At 51.8% G+C, this 18,819-nt stretch carries 18 protein-coding genes; 10 read left to right on the forward strand and 8 right to left on the reverse strand.

Annotated elements, in window-relative coordinates; genetic code table 11:
* Positions 1-37: 37 nt before the first annotated feature.
* Together HVZ39_RS18260 and HVZ39_RS18265 are read left to right on the forward strand one after the other, a co-directional pair.
* Positions 38-1,456, forward strand: a complete 1,419-nt coding sequence (locus HVZ39_RS18260) for an L-fucose/L-arabinose isomerase family protein (RefSeq protein WP_181632801.1) — start codon at positions 38-40, stop codon at positions 1,454-1,456.
* A 32-nt stretch (positions 1,457-1,488) separates the two neighbouring features.
* Positions 1,489-2,997 (forward strand): FGGY-family carbohydrate kinase, encoded by a 1,509-nt coding sequence (locus tag HVZ39_RS18265; RefSeq protein ID WP_181632802.1) that lies wholly within the window; start codon positions 1,489-1,491, stop codon positions 2,995-2,997.
* A 75-nt stretch (positions 2,998-3,072) separates the two neighbouring features.
* Here HVZ39_RS18265 and HVZ39_RS18270 read toward each other — a convergent pair whose 3' ends face one another.
* Positions 3,073-3,777 (reverse strand): GNAT family protein, encoded by a 705-nt coding sequence (locus tag HVZ39_RS18270; RefSeq protein WP_047358061.1) that lies wholly within the window; start codon positions 3,775-3,777, stop codon positions 3,073-3,075.
* A 169-nt stretch (positions 3,778-3,946) separates the two neighbouring features.
* Here HVZ39_RS18270 and HVZ39_RS18275 point away from each other — a divergent pair, with 169 nt between their 5' ends.
* Positions 3,947-5,065, forward strand: coding sequence for a YbdK family carboxylate-amine ligase (locus HVZ39_RS18275; RefSeq protein WP_019076232.1), 1,119 nt, complete (start codon positions 3,947-3,949; stop codon positions 5,063-5,065).
* A 66-nt stretch (positions 5,066-5,131) separates the two neighbouring features.
* Positions 5,132-5,380: a DUF1158 domain-containing protein gene (locus HVZ39_RS18280; RefSeq protein ID WP_016152175.1), complete on the forward strand. Its 249-nt coding sequence runs from the start codon at positions 5,132-5,134 to the stop codon at positions 5,378-5,380.
* Positions 5,381-5,401: 21 nt separating this feature from the next.
* Here the strand turns inward: HVZ39_RS18280 and HVZ39_RS18285 are convergent, their stop codons facing one another.
* Positions 5,402-5,743, reverse strand: a complete 342-nt coding sequence (locus tag HVZ39_RS18285) for a RamA family antibiotic efflux transcriptional regulator (protein WP_003021996.1) — start codon at positions 5,741-5,743, stop codon at positions 5,402-5,404.
* A gap of 17 nt (positions 5,744-5,760) precedes the next feature.
* On the reverse strand, positions 5,761-6,873 hold the full coding sequence (locus HVZ39_RS18290; RefSeq protein WP_016152174.1) for an MBL fold metallo-hydrolase: 1,113 nt from the start codon (positions 6,871-6,873) through the stop codon (positions 5,761-5,763).
* A gap of 189 nt (positions 6,874-7,062) precedes the next feature.
* Here HVZ39_RS18290 and HVZ39_RS18295 point away from each other — a divergent pair, with 189 nt between their 5' ends.
* The 4 genes from HVZ39_RS18295 to HVZ39_RS18310 all read left to right on the forward strand — a co-directional run bounded on the left by HVZ39_RS18295 (position 7,063) and on the right by HVZ39_RS18310 (position 10,094).
* Positions 7,063-7,644: a TetR/AcrR family transcriptional regulator gene (locus tag HVZ39_RS18295; RefSeq protein WP_016152173.1), complete on the forward strand. Its 582-nt coding sequence runs from the start codon at positions 7,063-7,065 to the stop codon at positions 7,642-7,644.
* Positions 7,644-8,012: an MmcQ/YjbR family DNA-binding protein gene (locus tag HVZ39_RS18300; protein ID WP_016152172.1), complete on the forward strand. Its 369-nt coding sequence runs from the start codon at positions 7,644-7,646 to the stop codon at positions 8,010-8,012. The genes HVZ39_RS18295 and HVZ39_RS18300 overlap by 1 nt, the downstream gene beginning before the upstream one ends.
* A gap of 119 nt (positions 8,013-8,131) precedes the next feature.
* Positions 8,132-8,785: an oxygen-insensitive NAD(P)H nitroreductase gene (gene nfsB, locus HVZ39_RS18305; protein WP_181632803.1), complete on the forward strand. Its 654-nt coding sequence runs from the start codon at positions 8,132-8,134 to the stop codon at positions 8,783-8,785.
* A 64-nt stretch (positions 8,786-8,849) separates the two neighbouring features.
* Positions 8,850-10,094: a mechanosensitive ion channel family protein gene (locus HVZ39_RS18310; RefSeq protein WP_016152170.1), complete on the forward strand. Its 1,245-nt coding sequence runs from the start codon at positions 8,850-8,852 to the stop codon at positions 10,092-10,094.
* A 3-nt stretch (positions 10,095-10,097) separates the two neighbouring features.
* On the opposite strand, the gene HVZ39_RS18315 is transcribed toward HVZ39_RS18310, so the two are convergent.
* The 5 genes from HVZ39_RS18315 to pheP form a co-directional block, all read right to left on the reverse strand.
* Positions 10,098-11,078 (reverse strand): LacI family DNA-binding transcriptional regulator, encoded by a 981-nt coding sequence (locus tag HVZ39_RS18315; RefSeq protein WP_016152169.1) that lies wholly within the window; start codon positions 11,076-11,078, stop codon positions 10,098-10,100.
* Positions 11,079-11,155: 77 nt separating this feature from the next.
* Complete coding sequence (locus HVZ39_RS18320) at positions 11,156-12,307, reverse strand: Gfo/Idh/MocA family oxidoreductase (RefSeq protein ID WP_181632804.1); 1,152 nt, start codon at positions 12,305-12,307, stop codon at positions 11,156-11,158.
* Positions 12,304-13,332: a sugar phosphate isomerase/epimerase family protein gene (locus tag HVZ39_RS18325; protein WP_181632805.1), complete on the reverse strand. Its 1,029-nt coding sequence runs from the start codon at positions 13,330-13,332 to the stop codon at positions 12,304-12,306. The genes HVZ39_RS18320 and HVZ39_RS18325 overlap by 4 nt, the downstream gene beginning before the upstream one ends.
* A 15-nt stretch (positions 13,333-13,347) precedes the next feature.
* Positions 13,348-14,589, reverse strand: a complete 1,242-nt coding sequence (locus tag HVZ39_RS18330; RefSeq protein WP_047358056.1) for an MFS transporter — start codon at positions 14,587-14,589, stop codon at positions 13,348-13,350.
* 165 nt (positions 14,590-14,754) lie between these two features.
* Positions 14,755-16,149 (reverse strand): phenylalanine transporter, encoded by a 1,395-nt coding sequence (pheP, locus tag HVZ39_RS18335; protein ID WP_032931079.1) that lies wholly within the window; start codon positions 16,147-16,149, stop codon positions 14,755-14,757.
* A 245-nt stretch (positions 16,150-16,394) separates the two neighbouring features.
* Between pheP and HVZ39_RS18340 the strand changes: the two genes are divergently transcribed.
* Together HVZ39_RS18340 and HVZ39_RS18345 are read left to right on the forward strand one after the other, a co-directional pair.
* Positions 16,395-17,570, forward strand: a complete 1,176-nt coding sequence (locus HVZ39_RS18340) for a DnaJ family molecular chaperone (protein ID WP_016152164.1) — start codon at positions 16,395-16,397, stop codon at positions 17,568-17,570.
* 618 nt (positions 17,571-18,188) lie between these two features.
* Complete coding sequence (locus tag HVZ39_RS18345; protein WP_181632806.1) at positions 18,189-18,767, forward strand: LuxR C-terminal-related transcriptional regulator; 579 nt, start codon at positions 18,189-18,191, stop codon at positions 18,765-18,767.
* The last annotated feature ends 52 nt before the right edge of the window (positions 18,768-18,819 follow it).

The raw sequence follows: 18,819 nt of genomic DNA on the forward strand, positions 1-18,819 counted from the left end.
AACAATAACAACAACAGAACACTTACTGGAGAAAGCGATGTCACGAATTCCTCATCAGTTGACCATGGCGGTGATTATTGGCAATCGGGGATTTTTCCCGAGCTATCTGGTTGCTGAAGCCCGCGAACAAGCCAGCGTGCTCTTTGAGCGGCTGGGCATTAACACCATTATGATCAACGATACGCAGACAGAACTCGGCGGTGTTGAAACCCGTCAGGATGCGAAAGTTTGTGCTGAACTTTTCCGCGCTCACCGCGACAAGATTCACGGTGTGGTGGTACTACTGCCGAACTTTGGCGATGAAAAAGCGATAGCGGAAACGCTGCGACTTTCCGGTTTAGATGTCCCGGTTCTGATCCAGGCGCAGGAAGACAACCTGGATAAAATGGGGCTTGCCACTCGCCGTGACAGCTTCTGCGGCAAGATCTCCCTGTGCAATAACATGCGCCAGTACGGTATACCGTTTACGCTAACCACCCAGCATGTCTGCGACCTGTCAGGCGAGGTGTTTGCACAAGACCTGAAACGTTTCGAACAAATCTGTCGCGTGGTCGCCAGCATGCGCGGAGTTCGCGTCGGCGCTATCGGCGCACGTCCAGCTGGGTTTAACACCGTCCGCTACAGCGAAAAATTGCTCGAAAGACTGGGTATTGCCGTCGAAACACTGGATCTGTCTGAAGTCTTTACCCGCATCAAACGACTGCGCGACAACGATATCCGGGTGGATGAAAAACGCCGCCTGTTGATGGATAACGCCGACGCCAGCGCCATTCCAGCCGACAAACTGGTCACCATGGCAAAACTGTTTGTCGTTATCAGCGAATGGGTTATCGCTAATGATATTGATACGACTGCCATCCAGTGCTGGACCTCGCTGCAGGAAAATTTAGGCATCAACGTGTGCTCAATCATGAGCGTGATGTCCGGGCAGTTAATGCCCAGTGCCTGCGAAGTGGATGTGATGGGCGCGTTGTCAATGTACGCCCTCGCCAGCAGCAACTTAAGTCCAGCGTCCATTGCCGACTGGAACAATAATTTCGGCGACGATCGTGATAAATGCGTTCTTTTTCACTGCGGTAATTTCGCATCAGCCAGTCTGGACAGCCCGAAGATGGGGACGGCGGATATCATCGGTACCACCGTCGGTAAAGAGAACACCTGCGGTGCAGTTCACGGTCGTATGAAAAGCGGTGCCTTGACCTACTTCCGCCTGAGTACCGACGATTTAACCGGCGAAATCAAAGCCTACGTCGGCGAAGGACTATCGGTTGACGATCCGCTGGACACTGTCGGCTGCCGAGCGGTAATCCAGGTACCTCATCTGGAGAACCTACTGGCATGGATTTGTCGTAATGGCTTTGAGCATCACGTGGCAATGAACCATTCCGCCAGCGCAGAGGTACTGCATGAAGCTTTCACCCGCTATCTCGGGGTGGATACCTTTTTCCATCGCTAATACTCAGGGAAACCGAAGGGCTGGAGAAAACAATGTCAGCACAAAAAGACATTATTATTGCGCTTGATGAAGGCACCACCAATGCCAAAGCCGTAGCGCTGGATGGTCAGGGAAACGTGGTCGCGAAGTTCTCCCGCGCGCTGGCGATCCACACGCCCCGTGAAGGCTGGGTTGAGCAGTCAGGTGATGCACTTCTGGACGCATCACTGGATGTTGTGGCACAAGCCATTGCCTGCGTCGGCGCACAACGCGTCGCAGCGCTGGCGATCAGCAATCAACGTGAAACGGCGATAGGCTGGTATCGTGCCAGCGGTCGCCCTCTCGGCCCTGCTATCACCTGGCAATGTTCGCGCACGGCCGATTTTTGCCGTGCATTACGTGAACAGGGGCACGAGGCGTACATAAAATCCATCACCGGATTACCCGTTGCCCCACTCTTTTCCGCCTCTAAAATGCGCTGGCTGCTGGAGTCAGTTCCCAACGGTATGACGCTCGCACAGCAAGGGGAAATATGTCTCGGGACCATCGATAGCTGGTTACTGTGGAACTTAACGCACGGCGAGGAATTTCGTTGCGACATCTCCAACGCTTCACGCACGCAGTTGCTCAATCTCAACAGCGGACAATGGGATAACGAGATGTTGGCTCTATTCGGTATTCCGCAGCAGGCGTTGCCCGAAGTTTGCCCTTCCAGCCACCATTTTGGCGTAACAAAAGGTCTGGAGAGGATACCTGATGGAATCCCTATTCTGGCGATGATTGGCGACTCTCATGCTGCGCTTTTTGCCCATGGGCTGGGTATGGAAGGCTGCGTCAAAGCGACCTATGGCACCGGATCTTCCATTATGGCACCCGTATTCTCGGCGCAGTCCGAGGTGAGCGCGCTGGCAACGACCATTGCCTGGCATGACGCTGACACCCTGGTCTACGGACTGGAAGGTAATATTCCGCATACGGGAGATGCCGTCGCGTGGATGGCCGATAGCACAGGTCTTAGCGAATTACCGGAAGAGCAACTGCTTCATGAGCTCAATACGCTGCCCGCCACGGTTGACTCCACGCTGGGCGTCTATTTTGTTCCGGCCCTTACCGGGCTGGGCGCGCCCTGGTGGGATGAAGATGCCCGGGGGTTGATTCACGGTCTCAGCCGCGGAGTGAAACGCGCACATCTGGTACGTGCGGCACTGGAGTCGATTACCTATCAGATTGCCGATGTTGTTTTAGCGATGCGCCAGCACAACGGTTTTCGACTCAGCGCGTTAATGGTTGATGGCGGGCCAACAAAAAATGACTGGCTAATGCAGTATCAAGCCGATTTATTGGGCTGTCCGGTGATGCGCAGCGATATCCCTGAACTTTCCGCTATCGGTGCCGGATTGCTGGCACGCAAGAAGCTGCAAGGTGCATCTACCAGCCAGTTGCGAGATTATCTGCCCGAACACGTATCGTTCCAGCCAAACATGGCGCGGCATGGGAGATTGCAAAAACGCTGGCATGAATGGCAAGGAGCCGTCGAACGCACCCGTTGGCAAACCCGTTAATAAATCAACGCTAATGATAAATGCGCCCGCAGCCATAACTGACTGTGGGCGCACTGTTAATTCTTCAAAAGCGAGCTACTGCGGCTGACACGCCGCCAGCGATCGGCGTTGCTGCCCTTTTTCATCGAAGTTATCGGCAGCCAGCCAGCGCTGCAAAACAGCGTCGCACTGGGGCCATTCGCTATCAATCATCGATAACCAGTCGCTGTCGCGATTACGCCCCTTGCGCACAATCTTCTGGCGAAAACGTCCTTCGAAGATAAACCCAAGGCGCTCCGCCGCCCGACGGGAAGCCGTGTTCAGAGAGTCACATTTCCACTCCACGCGACGATAGCCCAACGCAAACGCCTGGCGCAGCAACAGCCAGATGCTTTCGGTGCCGAGTACCGTATTTTTCATGCGCGGTGACCAGGTTACATGACCAATTTCAACCGAACCATGCTCCCGTTCGATCGCCATAAAGCACACCAGTCCCACCGCACGACCGGAACCCTGTTCAATGACAGCATAGGGAACCAGAGAGGCATCCGTGGATTTGCCCTCTACCCAGCAAGCTGTGGCCTCAACGCTCATGGGGCGAGAACTTGCAAGCCAGGTCCAGTCGCGATCGTCTGGCGCCTGCGCGTAAGCATCAAACAGATCGGCGGCATGGCTGTCGGCATCCAGGGGAACCAGTCGACAATATTGCCCTGCAAGTTCTTCCCGCGGCAGTACGGCGGCACCATTCCAGTCAGGCACAATATCGCCGACGGTCTGTCCATAAAGATTAATTTCCGGCACGATTCAACCCCTGTTGCGAAGTAAAAAATAGTTATAACACCGGCCATTTCGCCTTCAAAGCATCGCGGGGGGATTTCTGACAACGAACAGAAAATCAGCGGCCCTTCTATATGCAGCTTGCAAGATGACGCGTCTATACTGATTAAAAATCAACGCTGAAGAGAACACTATGTCCCTACCCGATTTTCATGTTTCTGACCCTTTTACGTTAGGCATTGAACTGGAAATGCAGGTGGTCAATCCTCCGGGCTACGACCTGAGCCAGGACTCTTCCCGACTGATTGACGCCGTAAAGCCGCAGCTCACCGCCGGAGAAGTAAAGCACGATATCACTGAAAGTATGCTGGAGATGGCGACCGGGGTTTGTCGCAATATCGACCAGGCGAGTGCTGAATTATCCGCCATGCAGCAGATAATATCGCGGGTTGCTGCCGAGCATCACCTCGCCATCTGTGGCGGCGGTACGCATCCGTTTCAAAAATGGCAACGTCAGGAAGTCTGCGATGACGAACGCTATCGGCGCAACCTGGAAAATTTTGGCTATCTTATTCAGCAGGCGACGGTATTCGGCCAACATGTGCATATCGGCTGCGCAAACGGCGATGATGCTATTTACCTCCTGCACGGCCTGTCGCGATTTGTTCCCCATTTTATTGCGCTCTCTGCCGCCTCACCTTATATGCAAACGTCCGACACGCGGTTTGCCTGCGCGCGGCTGAATATTTTCTCTGGATTTCCCGATAATGGCCCGATGCCGTGGGTGAATAACTGGCAGGAATTTGAGGGGTTATTTCGTCGACTGGCTTACACCAGCATGATTGATAGCATTAAAGATTTACACTGGGATATCCGCCCCAGCCCGCACTTTGGTACGGTAGAGGTTCGCGTCATGGACACTCCGCTAACCCTTGAACACGCAGTCAATATGGCGGGACTTATTCAGGCTACCGCCCACTGGTTGCTCACTAAACGGCCATTCAAGCACCAGGAGCGTGATTACCTGCTGTATAAATTTAACCGTTTTCAGGCCTGCCGCTTTGGCATGGCGGGAATCATCACCGACGTCAATACCGGCGATGGGCACCGCCTGTCAGATGACACGCTACGGCTACTGGAGAATGTCGCCGCTTCTGCGGACAAAGTAGGCGCGACCAGCGCGATTGAATCCTTACGCCTGCAGGTTAAAAATGGTCATGATGAAGCGCAGAGCATGCGTGATTTTGTCGCCGATGGCGGATCACTAAGCGGTCTGGTGAAAAAACATTGTGAGATTTGGGCCGGGCTGTAAGCGTGGCGTTTGCGTTGCCCACAGAGATCCCGGACAATGGCTTTTTAACTCAAGTTTAACAATGCCATGAAACACCCGCTTGAATCACTGATGACCGCCGCAGGGATCCTGCTGCTGGCTTTTTTGTCTTGCCTGCTGCTGCCCGCCCCCTCACTGGGCATTGTGCTGGCGCAAAAACTCGTCGCCACCTTTCATCTAATGGATCTCAACCAATTTTATACTTTACTGTTTTGTCTGTGGTTTTTACTGCTGGGGGTGATTGAATATTTTGTACTGCGTTTTATCTGGCGGCGCTGGTTCTCGCTGGCGGATTAGGCCCGCGAGAACCCTTTGCCGTTAATGCGTTCGGCTATGATTTTCTTTGCGATACGCGCCCGGCGGCTGGCTGAACGTACGGGTGAAAATTCGCGTAAAGGTCTGCTGCGAATCAAATCCGTATTTCAAACAGATGTCATACACTTTCTGGTCGGTATCGCGTAGATCGCGGGCCGCCAATAGCAGCTTACGCTCGCGGATGTAGCGCCCGAGGCTTTCGCCTTTGTACTGCATAAAAAGACGCTGCAGGTGCCATTTGGAATATCCCGCATGGCGTGCAATATCATCAATGCGCAATGGCTGATTCAAATTATCATCAATCCATTCAACAATCGTATCAATGACCTGAGCAGAAATCGTCATCATGCTCTCCCCTGTATTCATTGAGTCGCCTGTTGCCACCAGGCCGTAAACGGTTGGTCCGGTTCGGACAGTATTACCGGTTCACCCAGCATTGGCGTCAGTAGTCGGTAATCCTGACGACGGCTGGCAAGCGCCAGTCGTTTGTAGGGATCATCCCAGGTATGTTTCGCCAGAACGAAACGGCCGGCATGCCCTGGCAACACGGCTTTCGCATGCAGATCGGCCGCGGCCTGCGCCGTCTCTTCTGGCATCATGTGAATAAACTTCCAGTCCTGGTCATATTGACCGTTCTCCATAATCGCCAAATCAACCGAGCCAAACTGCTCACCGATGGCTTTAAAATGCGGTCCATAGCCGGAATCTCCGCTGTAATAAACGTTCTGCTCCGGCGTTTCGAACATGAAGCTCGCCCATAGCGTCTGGTTGCGCTTGATACCGCGCCCCGAAAAATGACGAGCAGGCAGCACATGAACGATCAGTGAATCCGTGACTCTGACGGACTGATTCCAGTCCCGCTCTTCGATTATCTCGCTGCGCATCCCCCAGTAACGCAGATGCGACCCTACGCCGAGCGGCGTAATCACCCGCTTAATTTTCGGCATTAACGCCTTGATAGTGGCGAGATCCAGATGGTCATAGTGATCGTGCGAGATAATGAGCAGATCGATCTCCGGCATCGTCTGCGCAGTCCACGGATAATCCCCGGCAAAGGCTTTGTTCAGGAATGAAAACGGTGCGGCATAATTGCTAAATACCGGATCAATCAGGATACGTTGACCCGCCAGCTGCAAATACCATGAGGAATGACCCAGCCAGACCAGAGTATCCTGCTGTGGCGAAAGTCCGGCGAGATCGGTTGCCACCAGCGGTAACGGCTGCGCCGGGCGCGCATTATCACGCTTAGCGACCAGAAACTCCCACCAGGCCGCCAGCATGCCTTTGTTGCCGGTATAGCCCGGTGTCGGCACCTGGTTATGAAACTGTCCATCACGATAGTGAGGTGACTGTTCAACCAAACTCAGTTGTGCCCCTTGCGGGGCCTGACCAAACCCGGCATTGAGTACAAACGGTAAACTTGCAGCTGCGGCAATAAGCATAATAACAACCACACAAACTGTGAGACGCTTCATATCCTGACCTTAAACGCGCCCCTTTCCGCTGGTTTGCGCGACTGACTCTTGATTATGAGTGAGTAAGCACTCATTATAGAAATCGAAAGTTCGCCGTCAAGATGATTTTCAATCTTTGACATTCGCCGTTGCGGTGCTGCAAAGGCCGTGATTCAATCATGTTTTTTACAGACTTAAGGGTAAAGTGTAGTGGCTCGTCCGAAGAGTGAAGACAAAAAACTGGCATTACTGGAAGCTGCAACCACAGCATTTGCACAATCAGGCATTGCGGCATCTACCGCCGTGATAGCCCGCAATGCAGGGGTTGCGGAGGGGACGTTGTTTCGCTATTTTGCGACCAAAGATGATTTGATCAACGAGCTTTACCTCTTTTTGAAGCAAGACCTTTGTCAGTCGATGATGGCAAATTTGGATCGATCGGTGACCGATGCCAAAACCATGACTCACTACATCTGGAACAGCTACATTAGCTGGGGCCTGAACCATACCTGCGGGCATCGCACGATTCGCCAGTTGGCCGTCAGCGAGAAAATCAGCAAAGAAACGGAACAGCAGGCTGACGATATGTTCCCGGAACTGCGCGATCTTTGTCATCGCTCCGTACGACCTGAGTTTATGTCTGACGAGTATCGCGCCTTTGGCGACGCGCTGTTTCTTTCTCTGGCAGAGACCACCATGGAGTTCGCCGCCCGCGACGCGGCTCGCGCAAAAGAATATATTTCGATGGGATTTGAGGCGATGTGGCGCGCACTCACCCGTGAGGAAAAATAATGGACGGCCAGACCTTACATGCCTGTGCAAAGCGCCTTGCGCTCGAACTGCCTTTTACCGAGCACTGCTGGCCATTCGGCCCGGAATACGATGTCTTCAAAGTCGGCGGCAAAATTTTTATGCTGGTCTCAGAGCTTCGCGGACGCCCGCTGGTTAACCTGAAAGCCGATCCGCAAAAGTCACTGTTAAATCAGCAGATCTACCCCAGCATTGAACCCGGTTATCACATGAATAAAAAGCACTGGATATCGGTCTACCCAGGCGACGACATTACCGAGTCATTACTGACGGAGTTGGTAAATGATTCATGGCATCGCGTCGTAGACGGCCTGGCGAAGCGGGATCAAAAACGCCTGCGTCCAGGTTGATTTATCGTTAACTCCGATAAGTGTTTTTGCATTTTCCTGTCTTATCTTTTTCTTGCTAATCCTGTACCCTGCTGAAACAAAACGCACCCGCAGGGTATGAAAAATCACCAGGAGTAGTTATGGATATTGTTTCTGTCGCCTTAAAACGTTACTCCACTAAGGCATTCGATCCGAATAAAAAACTGACCGCTGAGCAGGCCGAAAAATTAAAAACGCTGCTGCAGTTTAGTCCGTCCAGCACCAACTCTCAGCCGTGGCACTTTATCGTTGCCAGCACTGACGAAGGTAAAGCGCGCGTGGCGAAATCCGCAGCCGGCGGTTTTGTATTCAACGAACGTAAAATGCTGGATGCTTCCCACGTCGTGGTGTTCTGCGCCAAAACGGCGATGGACGATGTCTGGCTGGAGCGCGTGGTGGATCAAGAAGAGCGCGATGGCCGTTTCGCCACCCCTGAAGCCAAAGCCGCAAACCACAAAGGCCGTACCTTCTTTGCCGACATGCATCGCAAAGAGCTGAAAGATGACAACCACTGGATGGCAAAACAGGTGTATCTGAACGTCGGTAACTTCCTGCTGGGCGTGGCGGCGATGGGTCTGGATGCGGTGCCGATCGAAGGCTTCGATGCGGCGGTGATGGATGCAGAATTTGGCCTGAAAGAAAAAGGTTTCACCAGCGTAGTTGTGGTCCCGGTGGGTCATCACAGCGTAGAAGATTTCAACGCCGCGCTGCCAAAATCTCGTCTGCCGCTGGAAACAACACTGACGGAAGTTTAATCCCCGCATTTGCATAAGCTCTACACAGCGGTCATCATAGACCGCTGTTTATTAAGGAGACGTTATGCAGGAATTGATATCTCAGGTAGAAGAACTCGGCATTGAAATAAATCACACCACCTCACTGGTGATGATTTTTGGCATTATTTTTATCACCGCCATTATTGTTCACGTTATTTTGCATTGGGTGGTATTACGCGCATTTGAAAAGCGCGCCAACGCCAGCTCCCGCCTGTGGCTACAAATCATCACGCAGAACAAGTTATTTCACCGGCTGGCATTCACCCTGCAGGGTATCATTGTCAATATACAGGCCGCACTCTGGTTACAGAAAGGCAGTGAAGCAGCAGAAATATTAGTAACCTGCGCACAGCTGTGGATCATGATGTACGCCCTGTTGTCCTTGTTTTCCTTGCTGGACGTCATTCTCAATCTGTCGCAAAAATTCCCTGCCGCATCGCAATTGCCGCTAAAAGGCATATTTCAGGGCATCAAGCTCATCAGCGCTATTGTCGTCGGAATATTGATGATTTCCCTGCTGATTGGTCAATCACCGGCAATATTGATAAGCGGTCTGGGTGCCATGGCCGCCGTGTTAATGCTGGTGTTTAAAGATCCGATCCTCGGGCTGGTGGCCGGAATACAGCTTTCAGCCAACGATATGTTGAAGTTGGGTGACTGGCTGGAAATGCCTAAATACGGCGCAGATGGCGCGGTGATTGATATTGGCTTAACCACCGTAAAAGTGCGCAACTGGGATAACACCATCACCACTATCCCAACCTGGTCACTGGTATCGGACTCTTTTAAAAACTGGAGTGGGATGTCGGCTTCCGGTGGGCGACGCATTAAACGCAGCATCAGCATTGATGCTACCAGCATTCATTTTCTTGATGAGGATGAGCGTCAGCGGCTGCATAAAGCGCACCTGCTGAAACCGTATTTGACCACGCGCCATCAGGAAATTGACGAGTGGAATCAGCAGTTAGATGCGCCTGAATCGGTATTAAACCACCGTCGAATGACGAATATTGGCACCTTCCGCGCCTATCTGAACGAATATTTGCGTCATCATCCGCGGATTCGCAAAGATATGACGTTAATGGTGCGCCAGCTTGCGCCAGACGATCACGGCTTACCGATCGAAATTTATGCCTTTACTAATACGGTGGTTTGGCTGGAATATGAAAGTATTCAGGCTGATATTTTCGACCATATATTCGCCGTGATCGAAGAATTTGGCTTGCGCATTCATCAGTCGCCCACCGGAAATGATATTCGCGCGCTGTCAGGCGCGTTTCAACGATAACGCTCAGGTACTGGCGCGTGAAATATAGCGCCAGTCCATCATCACCCTTTCCGTCTGCGCGTCAGGATTTTCTATTTTATTCAGCAGCAATCCTACCGCTTTGCGGCCTATATCCCGCGAGGGCTGCTCAATGGTCGAAAGCTGTGGGGAAACCATTTCTGCCAGTTCCGTACCGTCGAATCCCACGACGGCGATATCCTGCGGGATCTGTAATCCGGCATTGAGAATAGCACGCATCGCGCCAGCTGCCAGCGTGTCCGATACGGCAAACACCGCGTCGGGTTTCACCTCTGCGGCAAGCAATGTTTTCATCGCCGCAATTCCTGCGCTGGAACTTAACTCGCTGGCGTATTCTACGGCCTGATACTCAAGCGACAGCGCATGCAGCGCCGCCTTATAGCCACGTTCACGCAACCGGGCGTATTTATAACTCAGATCATGATTGATTAGCGCAATGCGTCGATAGCCCTTTTCCACCAGGTGAGATATTACCGACTGCGCAGCGTCAACATCGTTAATCCCTACGCAGGAAACCGCGCCTTTATCAGCATATTCCGCACACTGAACCCAGGGAGCGTCGCCAATCAGCGTGGTCAGTTCCGGTAATTTTGAGAATGCATCCATGGTGATAATGCCATCAACGATTTTCCCCGACAGCAGCTTTAACGCCGATTTTGAGCGGGCGGTATCCGAGCCGGAATTACACAGCAAAATGCGATAGCCATTCTTTTCCGCCTCTTCTTCAATGCCTTTAACAACCTCTGCACAAAAAGGGTTGGCAATGTTGGAAACCATCACCAGAATCATCGAACTGCGTGCCGTACGCAGCTGACGAGCCAGCAGGTTGGGCTGATAATTACTTTCTTTAATAGCCTGTAGCACGCGCTCGCGATTTTTGGCTTTAACGGTATCACTGTGATTCAGCACACGCGATACCGTCGCCACCGACACACCGGCAAGCTGGGCGATTTTTTGAATAGACATAACGACGACAAGTCCTGCGGTTTAGGCTTTACGTTGAGGCTACCATAAAATCACTGCCCGGCGAACCGGGTGCGTGTTTAGCGCTGCACTGATACCCAGCGCTGCTGCTGATGGCTTTTTATAATCGCATCAATGATATACATCACATCCGCACCATCAGAAAATGACGCAAATCGACGCTCCGCCGTCGCGGGCATTTTGCCTGCCTGCACCGCCTGATAGAACTGCTGCATCATATTCTTGAACGCATCCGGCCAGCCCTCAATATGCCCACCCGGAAAGTGCGCGCTGGCAGCGACATCCGCATTCATCAATCCTGGGTCATCGGTCAGGATCTGGTTCGCCTGCTGACGGTGCCCGATCCAAAGCTGTTGCGGCGTTTCCTGATCCCAGTGCAGTGAACTCTGGCTACCGTTAATTTCAAAGCTCAGGTGATTCTTGCGCCCGGCACTCACCTGTGAAACGCTAAAGCAGCCTTTGCTACCATCGTCAAAACGTACCAGCACCGATCCACAATCTTCAGTCGTCACCGCTTTATTCTCAAATTGCAGGTCAGCCGTTTGCTGGCCAAACGTAGCGTTACTGGCGATGCTGGCTTTTCGTACCGGCCAGACGATAGCCAGATCGGCCATCACCTCGACAATACGTTTTCCAGTGACGAATTGCACCGTGTCACACCAGTGGGAACCGATATCCGCAACCGCCCGTGAGTTGCCGCCTTGTTTGGCATCGACCCGCCAGTTGTAGTCAGTTTCCAGCAGCATCCAGTCCTGCAAATAGCTCCCCTGGACGGCAAACAGACGCCCCACGCTACCGCGCCTGACCATGCTGGCAGCCTGTTGTACCATCGCAAACTGACGATAGACAAAGCTCACGCCGTGCACCACTCCTACCTGCTCCGCCAGCGTTTCCAGTTCACGAGCCTCCTCAGGCGTCATACACAGCGGCTTTTCTGAAAACACGTGCAGACCCGCGCGTAAAATCTGCCGATTGATGTCGGCATGCAGATGATTCGGCGTACAGTTATGCACCACCTGCAGTCCGGGATGCGCCAGCAGCGCCTCAACGCTGCCGTACGCGTGAGGAATATGAAGAGCATCTGCACGTTCCTGGGCAACCGCCAGCGAGCTATCGCAGAGCGCCACCACGTTCACACCGCCGAGTCGACGCAACGCCTCGATATGTGCAGGCCCAATAAAACCGCTGCCAATAATGCCAACCTGTATCATTTGCGTACCTCATCGCCAGCGGCGAAATCATCAAATGCGCGTGAAGAAACCGGAATAATGTGGCGGCGTATAAAATCGCTCCCCTCACGCGCCCCGGTTTGCGCGTCTTTCAGGCAACACTCCCATTCCAGTACCGCCCAGCCAGGGAAATCATATTGTGTGAGCTTGCTGAAGATGGTTTTGAAATCGACCTGACCGTCCCCCAGGGAACGGAAACGCCCAGCGCGATCGAGCCACGGCTGATAACCGCCATAGACACCACTGCGGCTACTGGCGTGGTACTCAGCGTCCTTGACGTGAAACGCTTTAATGCGCGAGTGGTAAACATCGATAAACCCAAGGTAATCCATCTGCTGCAATAACAGATGGCTCGGGTCATAGAGAATGTTGCAGCGAGGATGATGATTAACCAGCGCCAGAAAGCGCTCAAACGTTACGCCATCGTGCAGATCTTCACCGGGATGGATTTCAAAGCAAACATCCACCCCATGATGATCAAAGCGATCGAGAATGGGCCTCCAGCGGCGCGCCAGCTCCAGAAAAGCCTCTTCGAAGCGCTGACGGTTATGCGGTGGCCACGGATAAAAGAAGGGCCAGGCGAGCGAACCTGAAAACGTAGCATGCGCCGTCAGCCCCAGTCTTTGCGAAGCCGCAGCAGCCTGGTGGAGGGTTTCGACGGCCCACGCCTGCCTGGCCTGCGGATTAGCGCGTACAGATGGCGGAGCAAATCCGTCAAAAGCGTCATCGTAAGCCGGATGGACGGCAACCAGTTGGCCTTCAAGATGGGTAGATAGTTCGCTAATCACCAGCCCATGCCCGGCCAGCATCCCACGAATATCATCACAATAGGCCTGACTTATGGCTGCTTGTTCGACATCAAACAAAGACTTGTGATTACACGGGATTTGTAATGCCTTATAGCCCAGCTCCGCCGCCCACTTTGCCACGCCTTCCAGGGTGTTAAATGGGGGACGCTCCCCGATAAATTGCGCCAGAAAAATGCCAGGCCCCTTGATGGTTTTCATAACCCCTCCTGAAAATTACGCCTGCTCTTTGTCGTCATACTTGAAAGAGAAAAGGAAAATCACGGCAATCACTGCGGCAGCCACTGCCGGGATCCACCAGAATGTGGTCCACGCCTGAGGCACCGTTTGCCCCGCCACCAGACGGTTGTAAAGTGCGCCTGAAATTTGCGAACCAAGCAGCATACCGATCCCATAGGTAAACATAACGATCATGCTTTGCGCCTGACCTTTAACTTTCTCCCCGGCGATACGATCGGTGTAAATAAAGCCGACCACGAAGAAGAAGTCGTAGCACACGCCGTGCAGCAGAATGCCGAGATACAGCAGGAATCGGCCCTCTTCGCTGATGCCGAGAGCAAAGAATGCGTAGCGCACAAACCAGGCGCACATCCCGATTAACAACATGTATTTCACGCCCAGACGCCTGAACAGGAACGGGATCACCAGCATGAAGAAAATTTCAGACATCTGACCAAACGACATCGCCGTACTGACATCGCCAACGCCCGCATCAGCCAGAAACGACGCGGTATATGCGTAATAGGTTCCCAACGGTACAGAAATAAGCGTCGCGCAGAGCGAGAAGACAAAAAAGTGACGAACCTTGAGTAAGGCGAAAGCATCCGCACAAAACAGATCGCGCACTTTTACCGGCAGTCCTTTCGCCGGTGCGGGCGTGTTGGGCAACGTCAGGCTGTAGAGCGCCAGAATCACAGAAATAACCGCCGCCAGCGTAAAGATGCCGGTAGTATCCGAGATTCCGGTTACGCCGATAAAAATCCCCGCGACAATCCAGCCAATGGTGCCAAACACCCGCACCACCGGGAAAGTTTTGTCTTTATCCGACAGGCTATGAAAAGCAATGTTGTTGGTAAGCGCCAGCGTTGGCATGTAGCACAACGTGTAGCCAAACAGCAGACCAATCAACAGCGCACCGTTTTGCGCCACCAATGCCTGCGGAACAAACCAGAGGATCGCCGCGCCTGCAAGGTGCATCACCGCCATCACCTTTTGCGAGGCAAAAAAGCGGTCTACCAGCATCCCTAAGACGAACGGCGACAGAATAGAAGCAATGGGCCCGGCTGAAAACGCATCGCCAATCAGCAGCGACATGTTGTGCTGGCTCATCACCAGCCCCAGCGTGACGGACCAACTTCCCCAGATAAAGAACTGTAAGAACATCATTAGCGACAGCCGGGGTACCAGCAGCCGGTACTGTACGCTCTGTTTTCCACTACTTTCGGTTGTTGACACCATTTTTTGCCTCACCTTTAAAAAGTAATCGATTACAAAATAGATTCAATAGAAAAGTAATCGATTACAAAACAAAGATCCTGCCAGCAAAGGCAAAATTGCGAGAGCGGTCACGATAAACATTGAGAGAAGATCCGATCCCATCCTGACGATGGGATCGGTAGAAACTTAGCGGGACTTACGACACAGCAGTTTGAAGGCAACGAACAGGAACAGGATCCACACCGGCAGGAGGATAGCTGACAGGCGCATATCGTCCATCGTACACATCAACACCAGAATCATGCCAAGGAAAGCAATACACAGATAGTTCCCTGCCGGGTACAGCAGCGCTTTGAACTGCGTGTCACGTCCCTTACGACGCATCGCCGCCCGGAATCGCAAATGGGCCAGGCAGATCATAATCCAGTTCAACAGCAGCGTCGCCACAACCAGCGCCATCAGCAGGCTAAAGGCCTTTTGTGGCAGGACATAGTTGATCAGTACGACCAGAGACGTAATAGCACCGGAGAGGATCAGTGAATTTACCGGTACGCCGCGACGGCTGACGCGGGTTAAGAACTTCGGCGCGTTCCCCTGGACAGAGAGACCAAACAGCATACGGCTGTTAGAGTAGACGCCACTGTTATATACCGACAGCGAAGCCACCAGAATGACAAAGTTCAGCGCAGAAGCCACCACGTTGCTATCAAGATTATGGAAGATCATCACAAACGGGCTGCTGTTGGATTTCACCTCCACCCATGGGTACAGCGCCAGCAGCACCACCAGAGAACCGATGTAAAACAGCAGAATACGGTACACCACCTGGTTTACCGCCTTTGGAATGCTTTTCTGCGGATCCTGCGCTTCTGCGGCAGTAATCCCGATAAGCTCAAGTCCGCCAAAGGAGAACATAATCACCGCCAGCGACAGGATCAACCCGTTCCAGCCGGTGGCAAAAAAGCCGTTGTAACGCCACAGGTTATCAATGCTTGCATGTTCCCCGCCGTGACCGGAAAACAGCATCCACACGCCAAAACCAATCATGCCGATAATGGCCAGCACTTTAATCAGCGCAAACCAGAATTCCGTTTCGCCATACAGACGTACGTTGACCAGGTTAACCGCGTTGATGATCACGAAGAATGCCGCGGCCCAAATCCAGGTCGGGACATCGGGCAGCCAGTACTGCATGTAGATCCCAGCCGCGGTCAGTTCCGCCATGCCAACCAGCACAAACATCACCCAGTAGTTCCAGCCGGACAGAAAACCCGCGAACGGTCCCCAGTATTTATAGGCAAAATGGGCAAACGATCCGGAAACGGGTTCTTCCACCACCATTTCGCCCAGTTGACGCATAATCAAAAAAGCGATGATCCCGGCAACGCCGTAACCCAGTAACACCGCAGGTCCCGCCATCTGAATAGCCGGGCCAATGCCCAAAAACAGGCCGGTACCAATTGCGCCGCCCAGCGCAATTAATTGAATATGGCGGTTTTGCAACCCCCGCTGAAGCGTCGGCTCATTCGTTGACGCGGCATCAGACACGCTGGTGTCAGATGCAGTTGACGCGTTTTTCACGCCCTTCCCCTGTGTCGTTTTTATTGAAGGGGCTTCTTTTAACATTTCAACCTGGTTGTCGCAAGGCGCAATAGGACCCGCTGTGCCCGTGGCATTGCGTTTGTTCATAATTACAGTGAATTATTCTGGACGAAAAGGCATCGCAGGCCACAGAATGCGCTTTACTGTTTTTCTAACATTTTCAAACGGGTGAACCCGCTGTGTTTCAGCCACTCGTTTTTGAGCCAGGCCAGGCAACGACTGTCATGAATAAGATCATCAAACGACTGGAAATCGTCAAAAGCGCTATTGAACTGGAAGATGAGGAGATTATTTTCCAGCAGGTAGATCATCTGAAAAATGAGCCTATGTCAGTCTTGCCAGGTGCCATCGTTCAGGCGCTCGAAGCACGGCGCTTTAGTGATGCCCTACGTGAAATCACGGCCTGGCTGCAATCTCAACGGGCAGTCTCAACGTGGCAGGATCCTGCCATTGCCGCCAGTAAACTGGAACTAAAAGCGCTCGAAACACAGCTGCGTGACCTGATCGATAAGCGCAACACGCGCATTCAAATCCTCGATGATTTCAACGATCTGTATCATCTTCGCCTTGGACCTCTGATGAGCCGGATCCTCGAGTTGCGTAAACAGCTCGCCGCCAGCGCCCAGCGCAAACAGGAAGCGGAGCGAAAACGCCGGGAACAAGACTATCAATCCTGCCAGCACTATATTTCCCAGGCCGTTGATCAACTGGCCAGGCTTAAGCAGCTCTGGATGAACCAGAATTCAGATTCGCGCGAATCGGTGGAAACACGTCAACGAATTCAGCAACAAACGGAGCTTATTACCGCCCTGCTGGCGGAGATTCGTGAGCTGGAAAACGACTTTTCTCGCCAGGACGACAGCGCAGCCCGTCAGGCACAGGAAGAAGCCAGCCATGAATATGATGAATATCAGGAGCAGCAGCAGGATGCGCAACATCGTTTTAGCCGGGACCAACGACTTTCTTCTGAAGAGCGTAATGAGTTAAAACGCCTGTGGCGTCAGGCCAGCCGTCTTTGTCATCCGGACGTGGTGGCAGACGATCTGAAAGAGAAAGCGCATCAGATGATGGTGCAGCTTAACCAGGCGCGCCAGAATGCCGACCTTGCTGCCGTTCGGGCGCTACTGACTCAATTGCAAAGCGGCCTCGAACCGATGATGGCGAGTGACCGATTGAACGATCTGCAGCATTTACGCAGCAAAATACAGCAGCTCAGAGAACAAATTAACGCACTGCTCAAAGAGATTACCGAACTGGAAGCTGAGAACGCCTGGCGCCTTGCCACCTCCGTGACGGATAAAGAGGCTTACTTCTCCGATCAACAACGGGCGCTTACGGAAATCCGCAATACGCTGGAACAACAGGTGCAACAGGTTGAGCAGGAGCTGTTGGCGGGCTAAGCGCTATCAGCGATAGCAAGCAGAAAATACAACATCTTCAAGCGAGATTTGAAGATTAAGCACCAAATGATAAAAATAGCACAAAATGCTTAGTCATTAAGATAAGTCAGAGTTATCAACTTAAATACTCGAATTTTAGGTCGATAACTGCAAATAAGACAATATTTCTCTCTCCCACCGCTCTCCCTCTCTCTTTATCCTGGCCTTGATTAAGAATTCTCCTACCTGCCAATAGTCCCATTAAGAAGAATGGTTATCTGTTTGAAATATAAGGTTTTTCATATAAATCCCCTCCAGTATAAATAGGAATACCCTGTCTTTATAGAAATGGCTGAAACATTATTCGCGTGATCCATAAGCGAAATCTATCAATCATTTACTCAGAGCTGAAATAAACGATTTATCTTAAATTTTAACAAAGTGTAATATCTACTTTAAGAATAGTTAATGATTCAAATTAATACAGAAAATATCTGTTGAATCTGCAATAAATAAGGATGCGTTCACACCAAAGAACGTCATACGAGATTTAATTAACATTTCATGCGTCGCAAGAAACTCTTTTTTTAGACTAAAAAAAGAGGCGACCGCCTGCACCAAAATTTCAAGGAGATCGTTATGTCTAAGGCTATTTTTTTGGGTGAATCAATTTATCCCTGGCTAGGCATGCGAGAAATCCTACGTGGTTCATCATTATATATTGATATCGCGTACTACTCCTCTCAGACGCTTTCTGCCGTCAACATAATCCCTTATGAAATGGATTGCATCATTATTAATCCTGACAACTCAGATTTTTTAAAATATGCCAGGATTATCCGCAACATGGCTTTACGCCCTGCCACAAAAATTATTGTTTTGGCAGATGAAGCTACTTTTTCTATTTTTCAAACCGTTTGCGGGAGGAACATGCAGTTCCTCGATCAAGACGCCAGCCTTGATCGGTTACTGCGTGCCGTGACGTGCATATCACAAAACAAAAAACCAATTAATATCAAAGAAATAAATAACAAAATCACAGCAAACGAATTTAACGTAATGATGATGCTTGCCCGGGGTTGGTCGTTGACTCAAATCGCTGGGGCATCACAAAAAAGTGAAAAAACCATCGGAGCGTACAAAAGCAACATTGCCAGAAAACTCGGGAAAAATAACTCCCGACTCAAGTACACCATTTCTCACTATAGCCAGCCGTAACTGACTTATTTAAGGACAATTATCACGGTTATTATTTAAAAGATTTCCTTTC

Source organism: Citrobacter sp. RHB35-C21 (assembly GCF_013816515.1).
GTDB lineage: Bacteria > Pseudomonadota > Gammaproteobacteria > Enterobacterales > Enterobacteriaceae > Citrobacter > Citrobacter braakii.